This is a genomic window from Stenotrophomonas sp. NLF4-10, assembly GCF_022359915.1.
Taxonomy (GTDB): domain Bacteria; phylum Pseudomonadota; class Gammaproteobacteria; order Xanthomonadales; family Xanthomonadaceae; genus Stenotrophomonas; species Stenotrophomonas daejeonensis.
The window spans coordinates 1,283,584-1,301,827 of sequence record NZ_JAKSEE010000003.1 but is presented as its reverse complement, the minus strand read 5'-3'; the positions used below and the strand labels follow the sequence as shown (position 1 = coordinate 1,301,827).

The window sequence follows — 18,244 nt, the reverse complement described above, 5'->3', positions numbered from 1 at the left end:
GGAAAGCACCGTCATCCCCCCGGGGCGCAGCTCCTGCTCCGGAAATCAATCCTGCGAACGATTGGTCTTCGCGCCACCGGCGTCGGCGGCATCGGCGATCCGCCACAGGTACAAGCTGGCCCAGGTGCGGTACGGCCCCCAGCGTTCGCCGCGGGCCTGCAGCTCCTTCGGCGTGGGCATGGCGTCGGCGCCGTCCACGCGCTGGGCGCCCTTGCGGATGCCGAGGTCGTCGACCGGCAGGATGTCCGGCCGCCCGAGCCGGAACATCAGCATCATCTCCACCGTCCAGCGGCCGATGCCGCGGATCGGGACCAACGCCTCGACGATGGCGTCGTGGTGCATCCACGCCATCTGCCGGGTCGAGGGGATTTCCCCGGCCTGCTCGCGCCGGGCCAGGTCGCGCAGCGCCAGCGCCTTGTTGCCGGAGACGCCACAGGCACGCAGGCCGGCGTCGTCGATGCGGGCCAGCGTGTCGGCATGCAGGCGCGGGCTGCCGATGGCCGCCTCCACCCGCCCGACGATGGTCGAGGCGGCCTTGCCGCTGAGCTGCTGGAACAGGATCGCGCGCGCCAACGCATCGACCGGGTCGAACGGGCACCGCCAGCCCGCCGGGGTTTCCAGCGGCCCCAGCCGGCGCATCCAGGCGGCCAGCCGCCGGTCGCGGCGCTGCAGGTGCGCCAGCGCCTGTCCGACGTCGAATCCGCGCGCGTAACGGGGCATCGCCGCGTTACCGCCGCAGCGAGCCCAGCGCGAACAGCAGCCAGCCGGCGATCATCGCCATGCCGCCGGCCGGGGCCAGCGTGGTCGGCCAGCCCATCAGCACGCCACCGGCCACGCTGCCGGAGAACAGCAGCACCCCCAGCAGCAGCACGTACAGCGCCACCCGCCCGAAGCCGTTCAGCGAGGCCGGGCCCAGCACCGCCAGCACCACGCCGTGGCCGAAGGCGTGCAGCGCGGCGGTTTCCAGCCGGGACTGCAGCAGGGGATCGCCGACGCCATGCGCGGCATAGGCCGACAGCGCCACCGCGGCGGCGGCCAGCAACGCGCCGCAGAACGCCAGAAACGAAGGTTTGCGTACACGCCGTTCCAGACCCAGCATCGTCTTCCCTCGGTTTTTGCGGGGCGCGGGCCGGGCCCGCGCGGGTGTGCGGCCCGCCGCCGGGCCTTGGTGGGGGCCAAAGAAAAACGCGCCGCAGGAGGCGGCGCGTTTTTCGTCGATCACTGCATTCGTCGCAACCGGTCGGTTACTTGATCGACCAGTACACGTCGTAGGTGCCGTCGGTGGTGAACGCCTTGTCCACGCCGCCCGTCCACGATTCGTACGGGCGGTCGGTCACCTCGTTGCCGTTGGTGGTCGCCCACGCGCGCAGCGCGTTGCGGGCCACGTCCAAACCCGCCATGTGGCCGGTGTAGGAAGCGAACGCGGAGCGGTGCGGCGCGACGTGGCTGTAGGTGGCCGGGTTGCCTTCCGGGATCTTCACCTTCAGCTCGCCATCGGCGGCGGCGACCGGGGCAGCCTCGGCGGCGTCGGCCTTGTCGCCGTCCTTCTTGTCCTTGTCGGCGGCGCTCTTCTTGCGGACCGGCTGGACCACGTCGAAGGCGTACTTCTCGGCGCCGAAGTCGGTGGTGACGATGCGCACCGGGCCGGCGGCCTCCAGGCCGTTGGCCTCCATCGCGCGCTTGATCCACTCCTGGTTGTCCTGGATCGACTTGCGGATGGTCTCGTTGTTGCGGTCGATGTTGCCGGCGTTGACCGCCAGCAGGTCCTCGGCCGGCACGTCCACGACCTTCAGGTCGGTCAGCGGGGCTTCGGCGGCGCGGTAGTCCACGTTCGGCACCGAGGCCAGCATGTTGGCCATGCGCGACAGGCCCAGCTTCAGGTCGTCGCCGATGTGGCGGCTGACGTACAGGCCGGCGTAGCGGCCGAACAGGTCGAAGCCGTACTTGACGCTGTAGTCTTGGGTGATCTTGACGTTGCGGTCGTTCTTGCCGGTCGGCTGCAGGGTGAAGGTGGTCACCTTGTCATGGCCGCGGGTCTGGTCCTCGATGGCGATGGAGACGCGCCGGTTCTCCTCGCTGTCGGTGATCTCCCAGCTGCCCTGGCCCAGCACGTCGTTCTTCGAATTGAATTCCAGGCGCGCACCCTTGCCGGCGTCCGGACCCTTGAGCGTCAGCTCGACGGCGGGATCTCGCAGCACCAGCGGGTTCCAATCCTTGAAGCGGCGCAGGCTGTTGACCGTGTCGTACACGATCGTCATCTTGCGGTTGGTCTCGACGCTCTCGGTGATGTGACGCTCGCCCGGCAGCAGCACGCCGATGAGGACGAACAGGCCAGCCACGATCCCCAAGGCGATCAGGAACTCGATAATACGGGTCATTCAGGAGTCTCCGGGGCCGATCCCACGGCCGGGTTGATTGAAGCGAAGCCCCCATCCTATCAGGCTTTGCGCGGGTTGTTGACAGGATTGGCGCACCGGTTTCCCTGCCGGATGCGAAACTTCCTCGACGGGTTCCAAGGGTAACGCATCACCCCGGCCCCGGCAGCGTGGCCGCGGCGGTTTCCGCCTCCGGCCGGCCCGTTCAGACCAACTGCAGCTCGAACGCCTTGAGCACCGCGCGGGTGCGGTCGCGCACCCCCAGCTTGCTCAATATGTTGGAGACGTGGTTCTTGATGGTGCCCTCGGCCACGCCCAGCGAGTTGGCGATCTCCTTGTTGGAGAAGCCCGAGGCCATCAGCCGCAGGATCTCGGTCTCGCGGTCGGTCAGCGGGTCCGGGCGGTCGAGGCTGACGAATTCGTTGCGCATGTGCTCCAGCCCCGACAGCAGGCGCTGGGTCACCGCCGGCTGCACCAGCGAGCCGCCCTCGGCCACGGTGCGGATGGCGCCGACCAGCTGCTCCAGGGTCACGTCCTTGAGCAGGTAGCCCTTGGCCCCGGCCTTGAGCCCGGCCAGCACCAGCTGGTCGTCGTCGAAGGTGGTCAGGATGATCGACGGCGGCAGCTGGCCGCGCTGGGACAGGGTCTGCAGCGCCTCCAGCCCGGACATCACCGGCATGCGCATGTCCATCAGCACCACGTCCGGCGCCACCTCGGGGATCAGCTCCACCGCCTGGCGGCCGTCGGTGGCCTCGGCCACCACCTCGATGCCGTCATCGAGCGCCAGCAGCGAGCGGATGCCCTGCCGCACCAGGGTTTGGTCGTCGACCAGGCAGACGCGGATCATCGGTTCACTCCTTGTGGCCCGGAGGCCAGCATCATGTTGGTTGCCACCGGCAGCCACAGGCGAAGGCGGAAGCCCCCGCCGCGCGGTGCCGACACGTCCAGGTCGCCGCCATGCTGGGCCAGCCGTTCGCGCATGCCGCGCAGTCCGTTGCCGGGCAGTATCCGCTCCACCTCGCCGCCAATGCCATCGTCATGCGCGTCGATGACGATGCGCTCGCGCTCCCGCCCCACTTTTATCCACAGGTTGCGGGCGCCGGCATGACGAACGGCGTTGGTGATGATCTCCTGGGTGCAGCGCAGCAGCACGTGGGCGCGCTCGGGGTCTTCCACGCTCAGCGGGTCGTCCATGTCCAGGTGGATGTGCAGCGAGGGCACCCGCTCGGCCAGCGGCCGCAGCGCCGCGGCCAGGTCGATCGCGCCGCTCTCGCGCAGTTGGCTGACCGCCTCGCGCACGTCGGTGAGCAGCAGCTTGGCCAGCGTGTGCGCCTGCCGCACGTGGTCCTGTGCCCGCCCCTCGGTGATGTGGCCGGCCACCTCCAGGTTCAGGCTCAGCGCGGTCAGGTGGTGGCCGAGCAGGTCGTGCAGCTCGCGGGAGATGCGGGTGCGCTCGTTGACGCGGGCGCTCTCGGCCAGCAGCAGGCGGGTGGCGCGCAGTTCGGCATTGAGCCGGCGCTGCTCCTCGCGGGCCTGGGTCTGCTGCCGCGCGACCAGGCTGGTCACGAAGATGAACATCGAGAAACCGCCGTACAGCAGCGACTGCATCAGCGCCTCGAACAGCGAGAAGCCCAGCGCGAAATACACCGGAAGCACCGCCAAGTGGCTCACCAGCAACCAGAACACGCCCAGCCGCACCGGCAGCAGCCACGGGATCACCCCGGCCGCGACCATCAGCAGGATGCTGCCCAGCCCCGAGCCGTTGAGGTAGCTCACCGCCAGCGCGCAGATGGTCAGCACCACCAGCAGCAGGCGGTCGTACCAGTGCGCGTGGCCGCCGCTGTTGAGCCGCCGGGTCAGCCAGAAATAGCAGCCGCCGAAGGCCACGTAGAACGCGAACAGCCACAGCTCCTCGCCCGGCCGGCCGGGCACGGCTTCTTCGTCCAGCGCGTACTGGCTGTAGATCAGCGGCAGGCTGACGATGGCCCAGGTGAATAGGCCGGCCAGGCGCAGGACGCGGGTATGGCTGAGTTTTCCCAACATGCGTGCATGGTAAGGAGCCCGGCGCGCGCGCGCCCTCCCACGGAAGTCATGGCTCGCCGGGCTCCGGCCGGCCATGCGATAATCGCCGCCCTGCCCCCTTCCCCCATCCGGGGCCGACTGTTTCACCCCACGGAGTCACAATGTCGATCGTCATCCGCGACGTGCGCGAGCACGAGCTCGATTCCGTCCTGGCACTGAACAACAACGCCGGCCTGGCCATCCTGCCGCTGGATGCCGCCAAGGTCCGCCGCTTCTACGAAACCGCCGAGTATTTCCGTATCGCCGAGCGCGACGGCAACATGGCCGGCTTCCTGGTCGGCTACGGCAGCGACAGCGCGCACGACAGCTGCAACTTCGCCTGGTTCCAGCAGCGCTACCCCAGCTTCTTCTACATCGACCGCATCGTGGTCGCCAGCCGCCGCCGCGGCGGTGGCGTCGGCCGCGCGTTCTATGCCGACGTGCAGAGCTACGCCGAACTGCGCTACCCGCAGATGGCCTGCGAGGTGTTCCTCGACCACGGCGCCGACGCCGCCCTGCTGTTCCACGGCAGCTTCGGCTTCCGCGAGGTCGGGCAGAACACCATGCCGGAAGTCGACGTGCGCACCAGCATGCTGCTCAAGGACCTGTGCAGCCACGAATGGGTAAAGGAGACCTATGGCGACAACCTGCCCGACGTCCCGTGGGTGGGCCATGCACGCCGGCCCCTGCAGCAGCGGCCGACGGGAACCTGAGATGGCAGCGAATCCGGATTACGAACAGGCAGGCGAACTGAAGATCGGCCAGGTGGGCGTGGCCAACCTGCGCATCCGCACCCTCGACGTGGCGCGGCTGGTCCAGGAAATGCGCGAACGCGTGGCCCGTGCGCCCAGGTTGTTCGGGCGCGCGGCGGTGATCCTCGATTTCGGCGGCCTCAGCCACACCCCGGACACCGCCACCGCGCGGGCCCTGCTGGACGGCCTGCGCGAGGCCGGCGTGCTGCCGGTGGCGCTGGCCTACGGCACCAGCGAGATCGAGCAGCTCTCGGTGCAGTTGGGCCTGCCGCTGCTGGCCAAGTTCCGCGCCCAATACGAATCGATCGACGCCGCGCCCGCCGCGCCGCCGCGCCGCGCACCTGAACCGGCACCGCCGCCCCCCGCCCCGGCCGCCGCACCGCAGCCCGGGCGCATGCAGCTGGGCACGGTGCGTTCGGGCCAGCAGCTGTACGCCGAGAACTGCGACCTGACTGTCATCTCAACGGTGGGTGCCGGCGCCGAGGTCATCGCCGATGGCAGCATCCACATCTACGGTACGCTGCGGGGCCGCGCCCTGGCCGGCGCCAAGGGCAACGAGGGCGCGCGCATCTTCTGCCGCGACTTCCACGCCGAGCTGGTCGCCATTGCGGGACGCTACAAGGTACTGGACGATATTCCCGACAACCTGCGCGGCAAGGCCGTGCAGGTCTGGCTGGAGCAGGACCAGGTCATGATCGCCGCGCTGGATTGACGCGGCCCACCCGAACATTCAGGAGAAATCCTTTGGCTGAAATCATCGTAGTCACCTCCGGCAAGGGCGGCGTGGGCAAGACCACCTCCAGCGCCAGCATCGCCTGCGGCCTCGCGCGCCGCGGCAAGAAGGTCGCCGTCATCGACTTCGACGTCGGCCTGCGCAACCTCGACCTGATCATGGGCTGCGAGCGCCGGGTGGTGTACGACTTCGTCAACGTCGTCCACGGCGAGGCCACGCTGAAGCAGGCCCTGATCAAGGACAAGCGCTTCGACAACCTGTTCGTGCTGGCCGCCTCGCAGACCCGCGACAAGGACGCACTGAACAAGGAAGGCGTGGAGAAGGTGCTCAAGGACCTGGCCGCCGACGGCTTCGACTTCATCATCTGTGACTCGCCGGCCGGCATCGAGAAGGGCGCGTTCCTGGCGATGTACTTCGCCGATCGCGCGGTGGTGGTGGTGAACCCGGAAGTGTCCTCGGTGCGCGACTCGGACCGCATCATCGGCCTGCTCGACTCCAAGACCGCCAACGCCGAAGCCGGCAAGAGCGTGCCTGCCTTCCTGCTGCTCACCCGTTACAGCCCGGCGCGGGTGGAGAGCGGCGAGATGCTCAGCATCACCGACGTGGAGGAAGTGCTGGGGCTGAAGGCGATCGGCGTGGTCCCCGAGTCCGGCGACGTGCTCAACGCCTCCAACAAGGGCGAACCGGTGATCCTGGACACCGAATCGCCGGCCGGCCAGGCCTATGAAGACGCCGTGGGGCGCATCCTCGGCGAAGAGCGCCCGATGCGCTTCACCACCGTGGACAAGAAGGGCTTCTTCAGCAAGCTGTTCGGAGGGTGACGATGGGTATTTTCTCCGACCTGTTCAAGAGCAAGAAGACCACCGCGGAAACCGCCAAGAACCGCCTGCAGATCATCATCGCGCAGGAGCGCAGCGCCCGCGGTGGCCCGGACTACCTGCCGCTGCTGCAGCGCGAGCTGCTGGACGTGATCAAGAAATACGTCAACATCGACGCCGACGCGGTTAAGGTGGACCTGGTCAAGGACGGCGAGCACGACGTGCTCGACATTTCCGTGGCCCTGCCCGAAGGCCCGCAGAACTGAACCACCACGGAGCCGCCGGCGCGGCCCCGGACGTCTCCGCCCATGCCCTCCTCCACCTCCGCCGATGCCCCCGCCGTGCTGTGCGTGGGCGACATCCAGTGGGATGACGCCGCCGCGCTGCTGGCCCGCCACGGCCTGCGCCTGAACCGCGTCGCCGATGGCGCCGCCATCCCCGGAAGCTACTGGGGCGAGCCCGAGGCCGGCATCATCGCCAGCGACGTCCATGTGCGCGCCGACACGCCGGTGCATTCGATGCTGCACGAGGCCTGCCACCTGATCGTGCTGCCGCTCGAGCGCCGCGCCCAGGTGCATACCGACGCCACCGACTCGGTACCGGAGGAAGACGCCACCTGCTACCTGCAGATCGTGCTGGCCGGGCAGTTGCCCGGCGTCGGCAGCGCGCGGCTGATGGCCGACATGGATGCCTGGGGTTATACGTACCGGCTGGGGTCCACCAAAGCCTGGTTCGAGCAGGATGCAGAAGACGCCAAGGCATGGTTGATCGAACGCGGGCTGCTGGCTACGTAAAGCCGCAAGCGCGGCACGACTTGGGCGCGTGGCGACGCGCCAAACATCCTCGGCGCCTTCCGGCCAGCTTGGCGCGGTTCGAGCAGGACGCCGCGGACGCGAAGCAGTGGCTGCTCGAACGCGGCCTGTTGCCGGCTCCTGATGGCCAACCCCGCCATGCCGCGGCTTCCTCTGCGTAGATGCGGGGCTTGCCCCGCATGAAGCTTTCCCGGTAAATCCCCGTACCGGGCAAGCCCGGTACCTACGCGGTGGAACCTTCCCCGCCAACCCCGTGCCGGGCAGGCCCGGCACCTGCGGGAACAGCGTCACGGCAGCGAACTGCCCATGTCCAGGGTGACGCGGGTGCCGCGCTCCGGGCCGGAATGGATGTCCAGCTTCCAGCCCAGGTGCTCGCACAGGCGGCCGATCAGCTCCAGCCCGATCCCCGCGCCCATGTTGCGCTCGCCGCGGGCGACCTTGGCGTAGGCGGCGGCCACTTCCTCCGGGTTCATGCCGTGGCCCGGATCCTCGATGGTCACCACCGCGCGCGGTGCGAGCGTCATCCGGATCACGCCGCGGTCGCTGTTCTCCATCGCATTGCGCAGCAGGTTGCCCACCGCCGCCTGCACCACCCCCACCGGCGCCAGGATCGTGCAGGCCGCCAACGCCGCCGTTTCCACGGCCAGTTCCTTGCCGGCGGCTAGATGCGCATGGTCGGCGGCGATTTCAGGCAACAATTGCTCCAGCGCCACCGGCTCGCTCAACGTGGCCAGCCGCGCCGGGTCCCGCGCCAGCATCAGCAGCAGCTGGATCAGCTGCTCCACCCCCAGCGCGGTGGTGCGCACGCGTTGCAGCTGCTGCCGCGCACGCGGTGGCAGCCCCGGTTGCTCCAGCGCCAGCTCGGCGGCGCCGCTGATCACCGCCATCGGCGTGCGCAGCTCGTGGCTGGCGGCGCCGATGAAGGCCTGCTCGCGTGCGACGAAACGCTCGTTGCGTTCGAGGTAGTCGTTGACCGAACCGGCGATCACCTCCAGTTCGACGCTGCCGCGGGCATCGACCTGCAACCGCTGTCCGCTGCGCTCCGGCTGCAGCCGGGCGATGGCCGCGGCCAGGCTCGACAGCGGCCGCACCAGCCGGTTGCTGCCCACCCACGCCATCAGCAGGGTGACGACCGCCATCGCGATGCCGGCCAGCACCGCCCAGCGGGTGATGAAGTTTTCCAGTTCGGCGAAATCGCCGATGTCCAGCGCCAGCATCACCCGCCCGAAATCATCGGTATCGCGCACCATCACCGCGCTGTTGCGTCCTTCCAGCCATACGTCGTCGTGCAGCCCCGGGGCCAGTTCGGCGGGCAGGCCGCGTGCGTCGCGTGCGCTGAAGAAACGCAGGGTGTCCGAATCCTGCCAGCGGTAGTCCGGCCCGCTGCGCGCGTTGTGGAGGATGCTGTCCAGCTCGGAATTGAGCAGCGCGCGCCATACCGCATGCTCGGCGCGTTCGTGCACGTAGTTGGCGGCGCTGAACACCACCAGCGTCAGCAGCGCCAGGTACAGCGCCAGCCAGCCCAGCAGCTTGCGGCGCAGGGTCCGGCGCGCCCTCACCGCGCTTCGCCCGCCGCCGGCGCGCACAGCCGGTAGCCCACGCGCGGCAGGGTGTGCAGCAGCTTCTGCTCGAACGGGCCATCGACGCTGCGGCGCAGTTCGTAGATGTGGGAGCGCAGCATGTCGCCGTCCGGCGGCTCGTCGCCCCACAGCGCGTATTCGAGCTGGCCGCGCGGCACCGCCGCCGGGCTCGCGCGCATCAGCACCTCCAGCAGCTTGCGGCAGGCCGGGTACAGGTGCAGCGGCTTGCCGGCGCGCTGCGCCTCCAGCGTGGCCAGGTCCAGCCGCAGGTCGTGCACTTCCAGCAGCTTGTGCGGGTTGCGGCCACGGGTGCGCGCCAGCACCGCCTCCAGCCGCACTTCCAGCTCGGGCAGGGCGAACGGCTTGGTCAGGTAGTCGTCGGCGCCGGCGCGGAAGCCGGCGATCTTGTCGGGCAGCTCGTCGCGCGCGGTGAGCATGATTACCGGCACCTCGCTGCGGTGCTCCTCGCGCAGCCGCCGCAGCACCTCCGGGCCGTCCATGCGCGGCAGCATCCAGTCCAGCAGGACCGCGTCGTGGGCCTGGCTGGCGGCCAGGTGCAGCCCGGTCACGCCGTCGGGCGCGACGTCCAGCACATGGCCGCGCGCCTCGAAATAATCGAAGAGGTTGGCGACCAGGTTGCGATTGTCCTCGATGACCAGCAGCCGCATGCGCATGCCCTCCGTCCGGTTTCCCGTGAGCGGGAAACACGCTCCGGCCATCGTAGCGGCATGGCTGTCGCAGGAACGTCGGAAACGGCGACAATCCGCGCCACGACACGTTTCCCACGGCGGCGGCGTGATGATTTCTCTTTTCCCCAAGCGAGCCGCGCGTGCGCCCATCCAGCCCCCGCCTTTCGATCAAATCCCCGTGGTTCCCGTTGCTGCTGGCGCTGGTCGCCCTGAGCCTGCTGGCCGGGCTGGGCATGCGCCAGCCCTCGCCGCCGGACGAGCCGCGCTTCGTGCTGGCCGCGCGGCAGATGGTGGAAACCGGGCAATGGCTGCTGCCGCACCGGGGCAGCGAGCTGTATGCGGAAAAGCCGCCGACCTTCATGTGGATACAGGCCGCCACCTACAAGCTGGTCGGCGACTGGAACCTCGCCTTCCTGCTGCCGTCGCTGCTGTCGGCACTGCTGACCCTGTGGTTGACCTGGGACCTGGCGCGGCGGCTGTGGAACCGGCAGGTGGCGCGCTACGCGGTGCTGGGCCTGTTCGTCATCGTCCAGTTCGGGCTGATGGCCAAGCGCGCGCAGATCGACATGGTGCTGGTGGGCATGACCACGCTGTCGCTGTGGGCGCTGCTGCGGCACCTGCTGCTGGGGCCGGACTGGAAACTGCTGGCGCTGGGTGCGTTCGCCGCCGGCCTCGGCACCGTGACCAAGGGCGTGGGCTTCCTGCCGCTGCTGGTGCTGCTGCCGTGGCTGGCATGGCGCTGGCGCCACCTCACCGCGGCCGGGCCGGGGCGCAGCTGGAACTGGTGGCTGATCCTGCCGCTGTTCGTCGCCGGCGCCGCGGTATGGCTGGCGCCCCTGGGCATCGCGCTGCTGCGCAACCCGGACCCGCACCTGCAGGGCTATGCCCATGAACTGCTGTTCAAGCAGACCGGCACCCGCTACGCCAACGCATGGCACCACCACAAGCCGGCCTGGTATTACCTGCAGGTGATGGCCACGCTGTGGCTGCCGGGCAGCCTGCTGCTGCCGTGGTTGTTGCCGGCATGGTGGCGCCGCCTGCGCCGCGCCGACCCGCGCTACGTGCTGCTGCTGGGCTGGGCGCTGCTGGTGCTGCTGTTCTTCAGCGCCAGCCCCGGCAAGCGCGAGGTCTACATCCTGCCGATGCTGCCGGCGCTGGCGGTGGCCGCAGCGCCGCTGCTGGCGGGCCTGCTGCGGCGCACCGGCGTGCGCCGGGTGCTGCTGCTGTACGTACTGCTGCTGGCCGCGGCGACGCTGGCCATCGGCTACGGCGCGCTGCATGGCGACGGCTGGGCGCAGCAGCACGCGGCCAGGCGGGCGATCGATGCATGGGTGCTGCCGCGGGTCGGTGCGTGGCTGCTGGGCTTCGGCATCGCCGCACTGGCGCTGGTGGCGTGGCTGCGCCTGCGCCGCGCCGGGCTGGCGGTGGTGCTGGCCAGCGTGCTGCTGTGGGCGATGTACGGCGTCGGGCTGATGCCGGCGCTGGACCCCTACAGCTCGGCATCGGCGGTCATGGACAAGGTGCGCCAGCGCATCGGCGATGCCGAGCTGGGCATGGTCGCCTGGCGCGAGCAGAACCTGTTGCAGACCCATCCGCAGGCGCTGGACTTCGGCTTCAAGCGTCCCGTCGCCGAACAGTGGGAACAGGCCGCGCGCTGGGTCGCCGCCGCACCCTCGCACCGCTGGCTGTTCGTGCGCGACACGGCAATGACGCCCTGCGCCGACCGCGCGCAGGTGATCGACATCGGCAGCGCCAACCGCAACAACTGGCAACTGCTGCCCGGCACCGCGCTGGACACCGCCTGCGTGGCGCGCAGCCACGGTGGCGTGGCCGACGTGGCGCCCGCCGATGCGGACGAAGAGGACTGAACGCGGGTCACTGCGCCACGGCCGCGGCGCCCTTGCGCGGGCACCGCGGCTGAACCGTTAACACGGTTCGGACATCCCTCCGACCCACCTCCGACAACGGCATCACGACGATGCGCCCACCTCCCGTCGGCGTATCCGTTCCGTGTCCGTTTCGCCCCCTTCGTCACAAGTTCTGCCCATCACCGGCGGCACCGTCCATCGACGCGGCTTCCTCGCCCGCCATCTGCTGCTTCCCGCCTTCGCGTTGACCGCCGCCAGCCTGCTGCTGATGGCCGGCAACGGCGACCAATGGCTGGCCGACCTGATCTATCGCGCCGAGGGCGGCCAATGGGCGCTCCGGGATGCGTGGTGGACCAGCCATGCGCTCCATCGCGGCGGCAAGCACCTGAGCACCTTCGCCGCCGGGCTGGTGCTGCTGGCGCTGCTGCGCGCCTGTATCGACCGCCGCTGGAAGCCACTGCGGCGACCCCTGCTGTACCTGCTGCTGGCGGTGGGCCTGTCCACCGGCATCGTCGCCCTGCTCAAGTCGTGGACGCAGATGGATTGCCCGTGGGACCTGCGGCGCTATGGCGGCCTGCGTCCGTTCATCGGCCTGTTCCAGCCGCGTCCGGCCGCGCTCGGCCATGCCGCCTGCTTCCCCGCCGGCCACGCCAGCGCCGGCTACGGCTGGGTGGCGCTGTACTTCTTCGCCCTGCGGCTGCGCCCGCAGTGGCGCTGGCCGGCACTGGCGGCGGCACTGGCCGCCGGGCTGGTGTTCGGCATTTCCCAGCAGCTGCGCGGCGCGCACTTCCTCTCGCATGACCTGTGGTCGCTGATGATCAGCTGGACGGTTGCGGTGCTGCTCTACCCGGCGATGTTCCCGCCGGCGCAGGCAGGGACCTTCCACCCGGAGGGCCGGGCATGAACACCATCGCCCCGTACCTGCCGGCACCGGCCGCGCTGTTCGCGCGCCTGCGCCAGTGGCGCCCCCGGATCACCACCGAGGCATTGATCCTGCTCGCCAGTAGCTTCTTCGCGCTGGCCTGCAATGGGCTGTTCTGGCGCAACGCGATGGCGACCAACCCCGGCGGCGTGCTGTTCGCGTTGTCGCTGTTCGTACTGCTGGCGGGCGTGCACGCCCTGCTGCTGGGCCTGCTGCTGTGGCACTGGAACGCGAAGGTGGTGCTGGCGGTGCTGTTCATCGCCACCGCCTTCGCCACCCATTACATGGACAGCTTCAACGTCTATCTCGATGCCGACATGCTGCGCAACGTGCTGGCCACCGACCACAAGGAGTCGCGCGAGCTGATGACGCCCGCGCTGCTCCTGCCGCTGCTCGGCCATGCGCTGCTCCCATGCATGCTGCTGTGGCGGTTGCGGCTGCGCCGGCATGCGTGGGGCCGGGCGCTGGCGCGGCGGGCGTTGTTCCTGCTCGGCGTGGCCGTGGTCACCGCCGCCGGCACGCTGGCCTCGTTCCAGGACGTGTCGGCATTGATGCGCAACCATCGCGAAGTGCGCTACCTCGCCACGCCGATCAATTACCTGGTCGCGCTGAAGCAGAACCTGTCCGCCTCCAACCCGATCGGGAACCCGCCAAAACTGCCGCTCGGCACCGACGCCACGGCCACCCCGCGCGCGGCCGGCGGCAAGCCGCGCCTGCTGGTGCTGGTGGTCGGCGAAACCGTGCGTGCGCGCAACTGGGGCCTGAACGGCTACGAGCGCCAGACCACGCCCGAGCTGGCGCAGGCCGGCGTCATCAACTTCCCCGACATGCACGCCTGTGGCACCAGCACCGAGGTGTCGCTGCCATGCATGTTCTCGCCGTTCGGCCGCCACGACTACGACGCGAAGAAGGTCCGCGCGCACCAGTCGCTGCTGCACGTGCTCGAACACGCCGGCATCGCCACGCTGTGGCGCGACAACCAGTCCGGCTGCAAGGGCGTGTGCGACGGGCTGGAAATCCAGCGTCTGGACGACGCCACCACGCCTGGCCTGTGCGCCGACGGCCGCTGCATGGACGAAATCCTGCTCGACGACCTGCCCGCGCAGGCCCGCGCCAAGCCCGGCGACCGCGTCATCGTCCTGCACCAGCTGGGCAACCACGGCCCCAGCTATTTCCAGCGCTACCCGGTGCAATTCCGCCAGTACACGCCGACCTGCGACACCCCGGACCTGGGCAAGTGCAGCCGCGCGCAGATCGTCAACAGCTACGACAACGCCGTGCGCTACACCGACCACTTCCTCGCCCGCACCATCGCCACCCTGCGCGGCATGGACGACTACGACACGGCGATGGTCTACCTCTCCGACCACGGCGAATCGCTGGGCGAGAAGGGCCTGTACCTGCACGGCATGCCGTATGCGATCGCGCCGGAGGAACAGACCCGGGTACCGATGGTGATGTGGTTCTCGCCGCAGTTCGCCGCAGCTCGTGGGTTGGACCTGGCCTGCCTGCGCCAACGCGCTACGCAGCGCGCCGACCAGGATAACCTGTTCCCGTCGGTGCTGGGGCTGATGCAGGTCCGCACCTCGGTGCATGCGCGCGAGCGCGACCTGTTCGCCGGCTGCGCAGGGTAAATCCCCTCTTCCTGCAGGAGCGACGCCAGTCGCGACGGGGCACTCCCGGCAAAGCCCCATCACGACTGGCGTCGCTCCTGCACTTGCGGGGGCCGCGGCGGCCCTCTAGCCTTCCGCCGGTCCATCACCACCGGGGAATCGCGTGAAACATCGTCACCTGCTGCTGGCCCTTGCCGTGAGCGCAGGCGTGCTGTCGCTGGCCGCCTGCCAAAAGGAAACCGCGTCCGAAACCACCGCCACCGGTGCCGCCGCACCCGCCCCGGCGGAAACCGCCGACCAGTTCATCGCCCGCGTCAACGCCGAATACAAGGCCATGTACCCGGAGATGACTTCGGCGCAGTGGCTGTCCTCCACCTACATCAACGACGACTCCGCGCGCGTGGCGGCCAAGGCCAACGAACGCTGGCTGACCACGCTCAACGGCTGGATCGAGCAGGCCGGCCAGTACGACGGCCAGCCGATGAGCGAGGACAGCAAGCGCGCCCTGCAGCTGCTCAAGCTGATGACCGCGATGCCGGCCCCGCGCGACCCCGCCAAGCTGGCCGAGCTGGCCACCATCGCCACCAAGCTGGAAGGCGACTACGGCGCCGGCACCTACTGCACCGGCGAAGGCGACAAGCAGAACTGCCGCCAACTCGGCGACCTGGAGCAGGTGCTGGCGCGCTCGCGCGACTACGACAAACAGCTCGATGCCTGGCAGGGCTGGCACTCCACCGCCGTCGCCTCGCGCAAGCCATACCAGCGCTTCGCCGAGCTGGTCAACGAAGGCGCGCGCGAACTGGGCTACGACGACGCCGGGCAGATGTGGCGCAGCGGCTACGACATGCCCGCCGAACAGGTTGGCCCGGAAACCGATCGCCTGTGGGAGCAGGTCAAGCCGCTGTACGAGCAACTGCACTGCTACACCCGCGCGAAACTGGACAAGGCCTACGGCAAGGACAAGGCCGAAGTGGGCGGCGGCATGATCGCCGCGCACCTGACCGGCAACATGTGGCAGCAGGACTGGAGCAACCTGTGGGACATGCTCGAGCCCTACCCCGGCGCCGGCAGCCTGGACATCACCGCCGCGCTGGAAAAGCAGTACCAGGACAACCTGAGCGCGGCGCTGCGCAAGCTCGACGGCAACGCCGACGTCGCCGCCCGCTTCAAGGCCCAGCGCGAGGCCGAGCTGGCCACCGCCCGGCAGATGACCGAGCGCGCGCAGGATTTCTACGTGTCCCTCGGGATGCCCAAGCTGCCGCAGGGCTACTGGCAGAACACCCAGTTCATCAAGCCGCTGGACCGCAACGTGGTCTGCCACGCCAGCGCCTGGGACATGAACATGGGCGGCGACGGCAAGGACGCCGGCGCGGACGTGCGCACCAAGATGTGCATCACTCCTACCGAAGAAAACTTCACCACCATCTACCACGAGCTGGGCCACATCTATTACGACCTGGCCTACAACCCGCTGCCGCCGCTGTTCCAAGGCGGCGCCAACGACGGCTTCCACGAGGCCATCGGCGACACCATCGTGCTGGCGATGACGCCGAAGTACCTCAACTCCATCGGCCTGGTCGGGCAGCCGCAGGAAAGCCGCGAAGCCACCATCAACGCGCAGATGCGCATGGCGCTGAGCGGCGTGTCGTTCCTGCCGTTCGGGCTGATGATCGACCGCTGGCGCTGGGGCGTGTTCGACGGTTCGATCACCCCCGAGCAGTACAACCAGAAGTGGTGGGAACTGAAGGCGCAGTACCAGGGCGTGGCCCCGGCCAGCGCGCGCGGCGAGGACTACTTCGACGCCGGCGCCAAGTACCACGTACCGGGCAACACCCCGTACCTGCGCTACTTCCTGGCCCGCATCCTGCAGTACCAGTTCTACAAGGGCCTGTGCGACGCTTCCGGTTACACCGGCCCGCTCAACGAATGCACCTTCTACGGCAACAAGGAAGCCGGGCAGAAGTACTGGGCCATGCTCAGCAAGGGCGCCAGCCAGCCGTGGCAGGCCACGCTGAAGGAGCTGACCGGCACCGGGAAGCTCGACGCCGCGCCGATGCTGGAATACTTCGCCCCGCTGCAGGAATGGCTGAAGCAGCAGAACGAAGGGCAGATGTGCGGCTGGCAGGCCGACGCCGCGGCGCCCGCCGGGCCGGCGGCACCGTAACCGCCACACACGCAGGACGAAGGGCACCGCAAGGTGCCCTTCGTTGTGGCGCCCCTGCATCTTGAACACATGGCCTGACGGACGACGCCCATGCCCGACATCTCCACGAAAACAGTTCCCGAATTGCCACCTATCGCCGCAGCGCGAGCATCCTCACCTGGCATCGCCTGGCTGATTGTCGGGCTGGCGTGCAGCATCGTCGCCGCCAGCGCCATCACCCTGATCGGCTTGCTGATATTCCCGCAGTTTGCCGAGGTGTTCGCCGGCTTCGGCATCGACCTGCCGCTGTTCACCCGGTTGGTCACCCGCTATTACCCAGCCATCTGGCTCGCGCCCCTGCTGGTCATGCTGCTCTATCTGTTCTGGCCCCAGCGCAGGCACCGCGCACGGGCTGCAGGCATCGTCGGCCTGCTCGCGTTTGTCGCCGGAATACCGCTGGCCTTTCTCAGCGTGTACCTGCCGATCTTCAACCTCGCAGCAACGGTGTGACTCAGGGTATGGGTAGTGCCGGCCGCTGGCCGGCAATTGCACCATGTTGCGCAGGTGCCGGGCTTGCCCGGCACGGGGCCTGATCGGGAAAGCTTCATGCGGGGCAAGCCCCGCATCTTGTGTCTTGAAGCCTGCCCCGATCAGGCAGACTTCCCCGGAGTGATCCGGGAGGTTCCGATGATGCCGTCTCCGCACTTGAGCCTTCGAGCTCGCACCGTAGATCCGGCACATCGGAACCCTTTTCCGCCCTGGAGCTTGAACGGTATCTTCGGCCCGCTTTTGCGAGAGCCAGCACGAACAAGGGTAAGCCAGGCGGTCACTGGATCCGGTTCGACAGCAGGAGACAGAGACATGCAGGTGATAGGCATCGACGTGGCCAAGGCCACCTTCGACATCGCCCTGCCACTGGGGCAGGGCAAGTACCGCACCCGGGGCAAGCTCGGCAACACCGCCGCGGGTTGGGAACAACTGCTGGCCTGGAGACAGGCTCACGCCCCGGAAGCGGCGGTGGGCATGGAAGCCACGGGTATCTACCACGAGGCGCTGGCCGAGCGGCTGGTCGCGGCCGGGGTCACCGTCTACGTGGTCAATCCGGCGCAGATCAAGGCTTACGGCCAGAGCGAGTTGCTGCGGACCAAGACCGACCGGACCGATGCCAAGCTCATCGCCCGGTTCTTGCAGTCGCGCCTGCAGGAGCCGGACCGGCTTCATCCCTACGTGCCGCCGACACCGGTCGAGCGCACGTTGCGGGCCTTGGTGCGCCGACGGGACGAGCTCAAGCAGATGCGGCAGATGGAGCTCAATCGGCTGGAGAGCACCCATGCGGCGTTGGCCGCGAGCATCGGCCAGGTCGTGGCGACGCTGGAACAGCAGATCACCCAGATCGAGAAGGCGATCAACGAGCACATCGACAATGACCCGGACCTGCGCGGACGGCGTGACCTGCTTACCACCATCCCGGGCATCTCCGGCACCACCAGCGCCTTCCTGCTGGCGTGTCTGGGCGAGCTGAACCAGTACAGCGACGTGGGCCAGATCGTGGCCCATGCCGGGCTGAATCCAGCCCGCCGGCAGTCCGGCACGCACGAAGGCAAGGTCCGCATCTCGCGTGTCGGCAATGCCACACTGCGCGCCAAGCTCTACATGCCGGCCCTGGTGGGCAAGCGCCACACCCCCGTGCTGGCCGCCTTTGCCCAGCGACTGGCCGAACGGGGCAAGCCACCCAAGCTCATCCTCTGCGCCTTGATGCGAAAGCTCCTGCACATCGTCTGGGGGGTGCTCAAGTCCGCTACGCCCTTCGATCCCCGAAAGGCCATTGCACACGCCTAAGCAAGACGGTATCTACGGTGCCGGCCAATGCCGGCGCCC

General features: G+C 68.9%; 18 protein-coding genes. 11 read left to right on the top strand and 7 right to left on the bottom strand.

All coding sequences use genetic code 11. The features are described 5' to 3' along the window. Positions 1-45: 45 nt before the first annotated feature. The 5 genes from MIC98_RS06165 to MIC98_RS06145 all read right to left on the bottom strand — a co-directional run bounded on the left by MIC98_RS06165 (position 46) and on the right by MIC98_RS06145 (position 4,418). Positions 46-720: a DNA-3-methyladenine glycosylase gene (locus MIC98_RS06165; protein ID WP_239736498.1), complete on the bottom strand. Its 675-nt coding sequence runs from the start codon at positions 718-720 to the stop codon at positions 46-48. Between the two features lie 7 nt (positions 721-727). Then, positions 728-1,099, bottom strand: a complete 372-nt coding sequence (locus tag MIC98_RS06160) for a DUF423 domain-containing protein (protein ID WP_057639625.1) — start codon at positions 1,097-1,099, stop codon at positions 728-730. A gap of 145 nt (positions 1,100-1,244) precedes the next feature. Beyond that, a complete protein-coding gene (locus MIC98_RS06155; protein WP_239736497.1) occupies positions 1,245-2,378 on the bottom strand; it encodes an SRPBCC family protein in 1,134 nt (377 codons plus the stop codon). A 202-nt stretch (positions 2,379-2,580) separates the two neighbouring features. Beyond that, positions 2,581-3,222 (bottom strand): response regulator transcription factor, encoded by a 642-nt coding sequence (locus tag MIC98_RS06150; protein ID WP_057639627.1) that lies wholly within the window; start codon positions 3,220-3,222, stop codon positions 2,581-2,583. Then, positions 3,219-4,418 carry a sensor histidine kinase gene (locus MIC98_RS06145; RefSeq protein WP_057639628.1) on the bottom strand — a complete coding sequence of 400 codons (1,200 nt, stop codon included), beginning with the start codon at positions 4,416-4,418 and terminating at the stop codon, positions 3,219-3,221. The genes MIC98_RS06150 and MIC98_RS06145 overlap by 4 nt, the downstream gene beginning before the upstream one ends. Before the next feature lie 140 nt (positions 4,419-4,558). Between MIC98_RS06145 and MIC98_RS06140 the strand changes: the two genes are divergently transcribed. Genes MIC98_RS06140 through MIC98_RS06120 form a run of 5 tightly spaced genes read left to right on the top strand, consistent with a single transcriptional unit; the run spans position 4,559 to position 7,533 of the window. Further along, positions 4,559-5,149 carry a GNAT family N-acetyltransferase gene (locus MIC98_RS06140; protein ID WP_057639629.1) on the top strand — a complete coding sequence of 197 codons (591 nt, stop codon included), beginning with the start codon at positions 4,559-4,561 and terminating at the stop codon, positions 5,147-5,149. Position 5,150: 1 nt separating this feature from the next. Further along, positions 5,151-5,900 carry a septum site-determining protein MinC gene (minC, locus tag MIC98_RS06135; RefSeq protein WP_152979474.1) on the top strand — a complete coding sequence of 250 codons (750 nt, stop codon included), beginning with the start codon at positions 5,151-5,153 and terminating at the stop codon, positions 5,898-5,900. 32 nt (positions 5,901-5,932) lie between these two features. Beyond that, positions 5,933-6,742, top strand: a complete 810-nt coding sequence (gene minD, locus MIC98_RS06130) for a septum site-determining protein MinD (protein ID WP_057639631.1) — start codon at positions 5,933-5,935, stop codon at positions 6,740-6,742. 2 nt (positions 6,743-6,744) lie between these two features. Continuing rightward, positions 6,745-7,005: a cell division topological specificity factor MinE gene (gene minE / locus MIC98_RS06125; RefSeq protein ID WP_057639632.1), complete on the top strand. Its 261-nt coding sequence runs from the start codon at positions 6,745-6,747 to the stop codon at positions 7,003-7,005. A 42-nt stretch (positions 7,006-7,047) separates the two neighbouring features. Then, complete coding sequence (locus MIC98_RS06120; RefSeq protein WP_239736496.1) at positions 7,048-7,533, top strand: hypothetical protein; 486 nt, start codon at positions 7,048-7,050, stop codon at positions 7,531-7,533. Positions 7,534-7,838: 305 nt separating this feature from the next. Here the strand turns inward: MIC98_RS06120 and MIC98_RS06115 are convergent, their stop codons facing one another. Continuing rightward, positions 7,839-9,110 carry a HAMP domain-containing sensor histidine kinase gene (locus MIC98_RS06115; RefSeq protein WP_239736495.1) on the bottom strand — a complete coding sequence of 424 codons (1,272 nt, stop codon included), beginning with the start codon at positions 9,108-9,110 and terminating at the stop codon, positions 7,839-7,841. Next, positions 9,107-9,799, bottom strand: a complete 693-nt coding sequence (locus MIC98_RS06110) for a response regulator transcription factor (protein ID WP_057639669.1) — start codon at positions 9,797-9,799, stop codon at positions 9,107-9,109. Before MIC98_RS06110 ends, MIC98_RS06115 begins: the two co-directional genes overlap by 4 nt. Before the next feature lie 254 nt (positions 9,800-10,053). Here MIC98_RS06110 and MIC98_RS06105 point away from each other — a divergent pair, with 254 nt between their 5' ends. The 6 genes from MIC98_RS06105 to MIC98_RS06080 all read left to right on the top strand — a co-directional run bounded on the left by MIC98_RS06105 (position 10,054) and on the right by MIC98_RS06080 (position 18,205). After that, on the top strand, positions 10,054-11,688 hold the full coding sequence (locus tag MIC98_RS06105) for a glycosyltransferase family 39 protein (protein ID WP_239738054.1): 1,635 nt from the start codon (positions 10,054-10,056) through the stop codon (positions 11,686-11,688). A 172-nt stretch (positions 11,689-11,860) separates the two neighbouring features. Further along, positions 11,861-12,592, top strand: a complete 732-nt coding sequence (locus MIC98_RS06100; RefSeq protein WP_239738052.1) for a phosphatase PAP2 family protein — start codon at positions 11,861-11,863, stop codon at positions 12,590-12,592. Continuing rightward, positions 12,589-14,244 carry a phosphoethanolamine--lipid A transferase gene (locus MIC98_RS06095; RefSeq protein WP_239736494.1) on the top strand — a complete coding sequence of 552 codons (1,656 nt, stop codon included), beginning with the start codon at positions 12,589-12,591 and terminating at the stop codon, positions 14,242-14,244. Before MIC98_RS06100 ends, MIC98_RS06095 begins: the two co-directional genes overlap by 4 nt. A 142-nt stretch (positions 14,245-14,386) precedes the next feature. Then, positions 14,387-16,387, top strand: a complete 2,001-nt coding sequence (locus MIC98_RS06090) for a M2 family metallopeptidase (protein WP_239736493.1) — start codon at positions 14,387-14,389, stop codon at positions 16,385-16,387. 90 nt (positions 16,388-16,477) lie between these two features. After that, the gene (locus MIC98_RS06085; protein WP_057639636.1) at positions 16,478-16,876 is read left to right on the top strand and encodes a hypothetical protein; all 399 of its coding nucleotides are present in this window, start codon (positions 16,478-16,480) and stop codon (positions 16,874-16,876) included. 351 nt (positions 16,877-17,227) lie between these two features. Continuing rightward, on the top strand, positions 17,228-18,205 hold the full coding sequence (locus MIC98_RS06080) for an IS110 family transposase (RefSeq protein ID WP_239736138.1): 978 nt from the start codon (positions 17,228-17,230) through the stop codon (positions 18,203-18,205). Positions 18,206-18,244 lie beyond the last annotated feature (39 nt).

Excerpts from the sequence above, each read along its gene's own strand:
- MIC98_RS06150 (WP_057639627.1), bottom strand. The coding sequence starts at position 3,222 with ATGATCCGCGTCTGCCTGGTCGACGACCAAACCCTGGTGCGGCAGGGC.
- MIC98_RS06085 (WP_057639636.1), top strand. The coding sequence starts at position 16,478 with ATGCCCGACATCTCCACGAAAACAGTTCCCGAATTGCCACCTATCGCC.
- MIC98_RS06080 (WP_239736138.1), top strand. The coding sequence starts at position 17,228 with ATGCAGGTGATAGGCATCGACGTGGCCAAGGCCACCTTCGACATCGCC.
- MIC98_RS06105 (WP_239738054.1), top strand. The coding sequence starts at position 10,054 with ATGCGCCAGCCCTCGCCGCCGGACGAGCCGCGCTTCGTGCTGGCCGCG.
- MIC98_RS06145 (WP_057639628.1), bottom strand. The coding sequence starts at position 4,418 with ATGTTGGGAAAACTCAGCCATACCCGCGTCCTGCGCCTGGCCGGCCTA.
- MIC98_RS06155 (WP_239736497.1), bottom strand. The coding sequence starts at position 2,378 with ATGACCCGTATTATCGAGTTCCTGATCGCCTTGGGGATCGTGGCTGGC.
- MIC98_RS06160 (WP_057639625.1), bottom strand. The coding sequence starts at position 1,099 with ATGCTGGGTCTGGAACGGCGTGTACGCAAACCTTCGTTTCTGGCGTTC.
- MIC98_RS06165 (WP_239736498.1), bottom strand. The coding sequence starts at position 720 with ATGCCCCGTTACGCGCGCGGATTCGACGTCGGACAGGCGCTGGCGCAC.
- MIC98_RS06110 (WP_057639669.1), bottom strand. The coding sequence starts at position 9,799 with ATGCGGCTGCTGGTCATCGAGGACAATCGCAACCTGGTCGCCAACCTC.
- MIC98_RS06140 (WP_057639629.1), top strand. The coding sequence starts at position 4,559 with ATGTCGATCGTCATCCGCGACGTGCGCGAGCACGAGCTCGATTCCGTC.
- minC (WP_152979474.1), top strand. The coding sequence starts at position 5,151 with ATGGCAGCGAATCCGGATTACGAACAGGCAGGCGAACTGAAGATCGGC.
- minE (WP_057639632.1), top strand. The coding sequence starts at position 6,745 with ATGGGTATTTTCTCCGACCTGTTCAAGAGCAAGAAGACCACCGCGGAA.
- MIC98_RS06095 (WP_239736494.1), top strand. The coding sequence starts at position 12,589 with ATGAACACCATCGCCCCGTACCTGCCGGCACCGGCCGCGCTGTTCGCG.
- MIC98_RS06120 (WP_239736496.1), top strand. The coding sequence starts at position 7,048 with ATGCCCTCCTCCACCTCCGCCGATGCCCCCGCCGTGCTGTGCGTGGGC.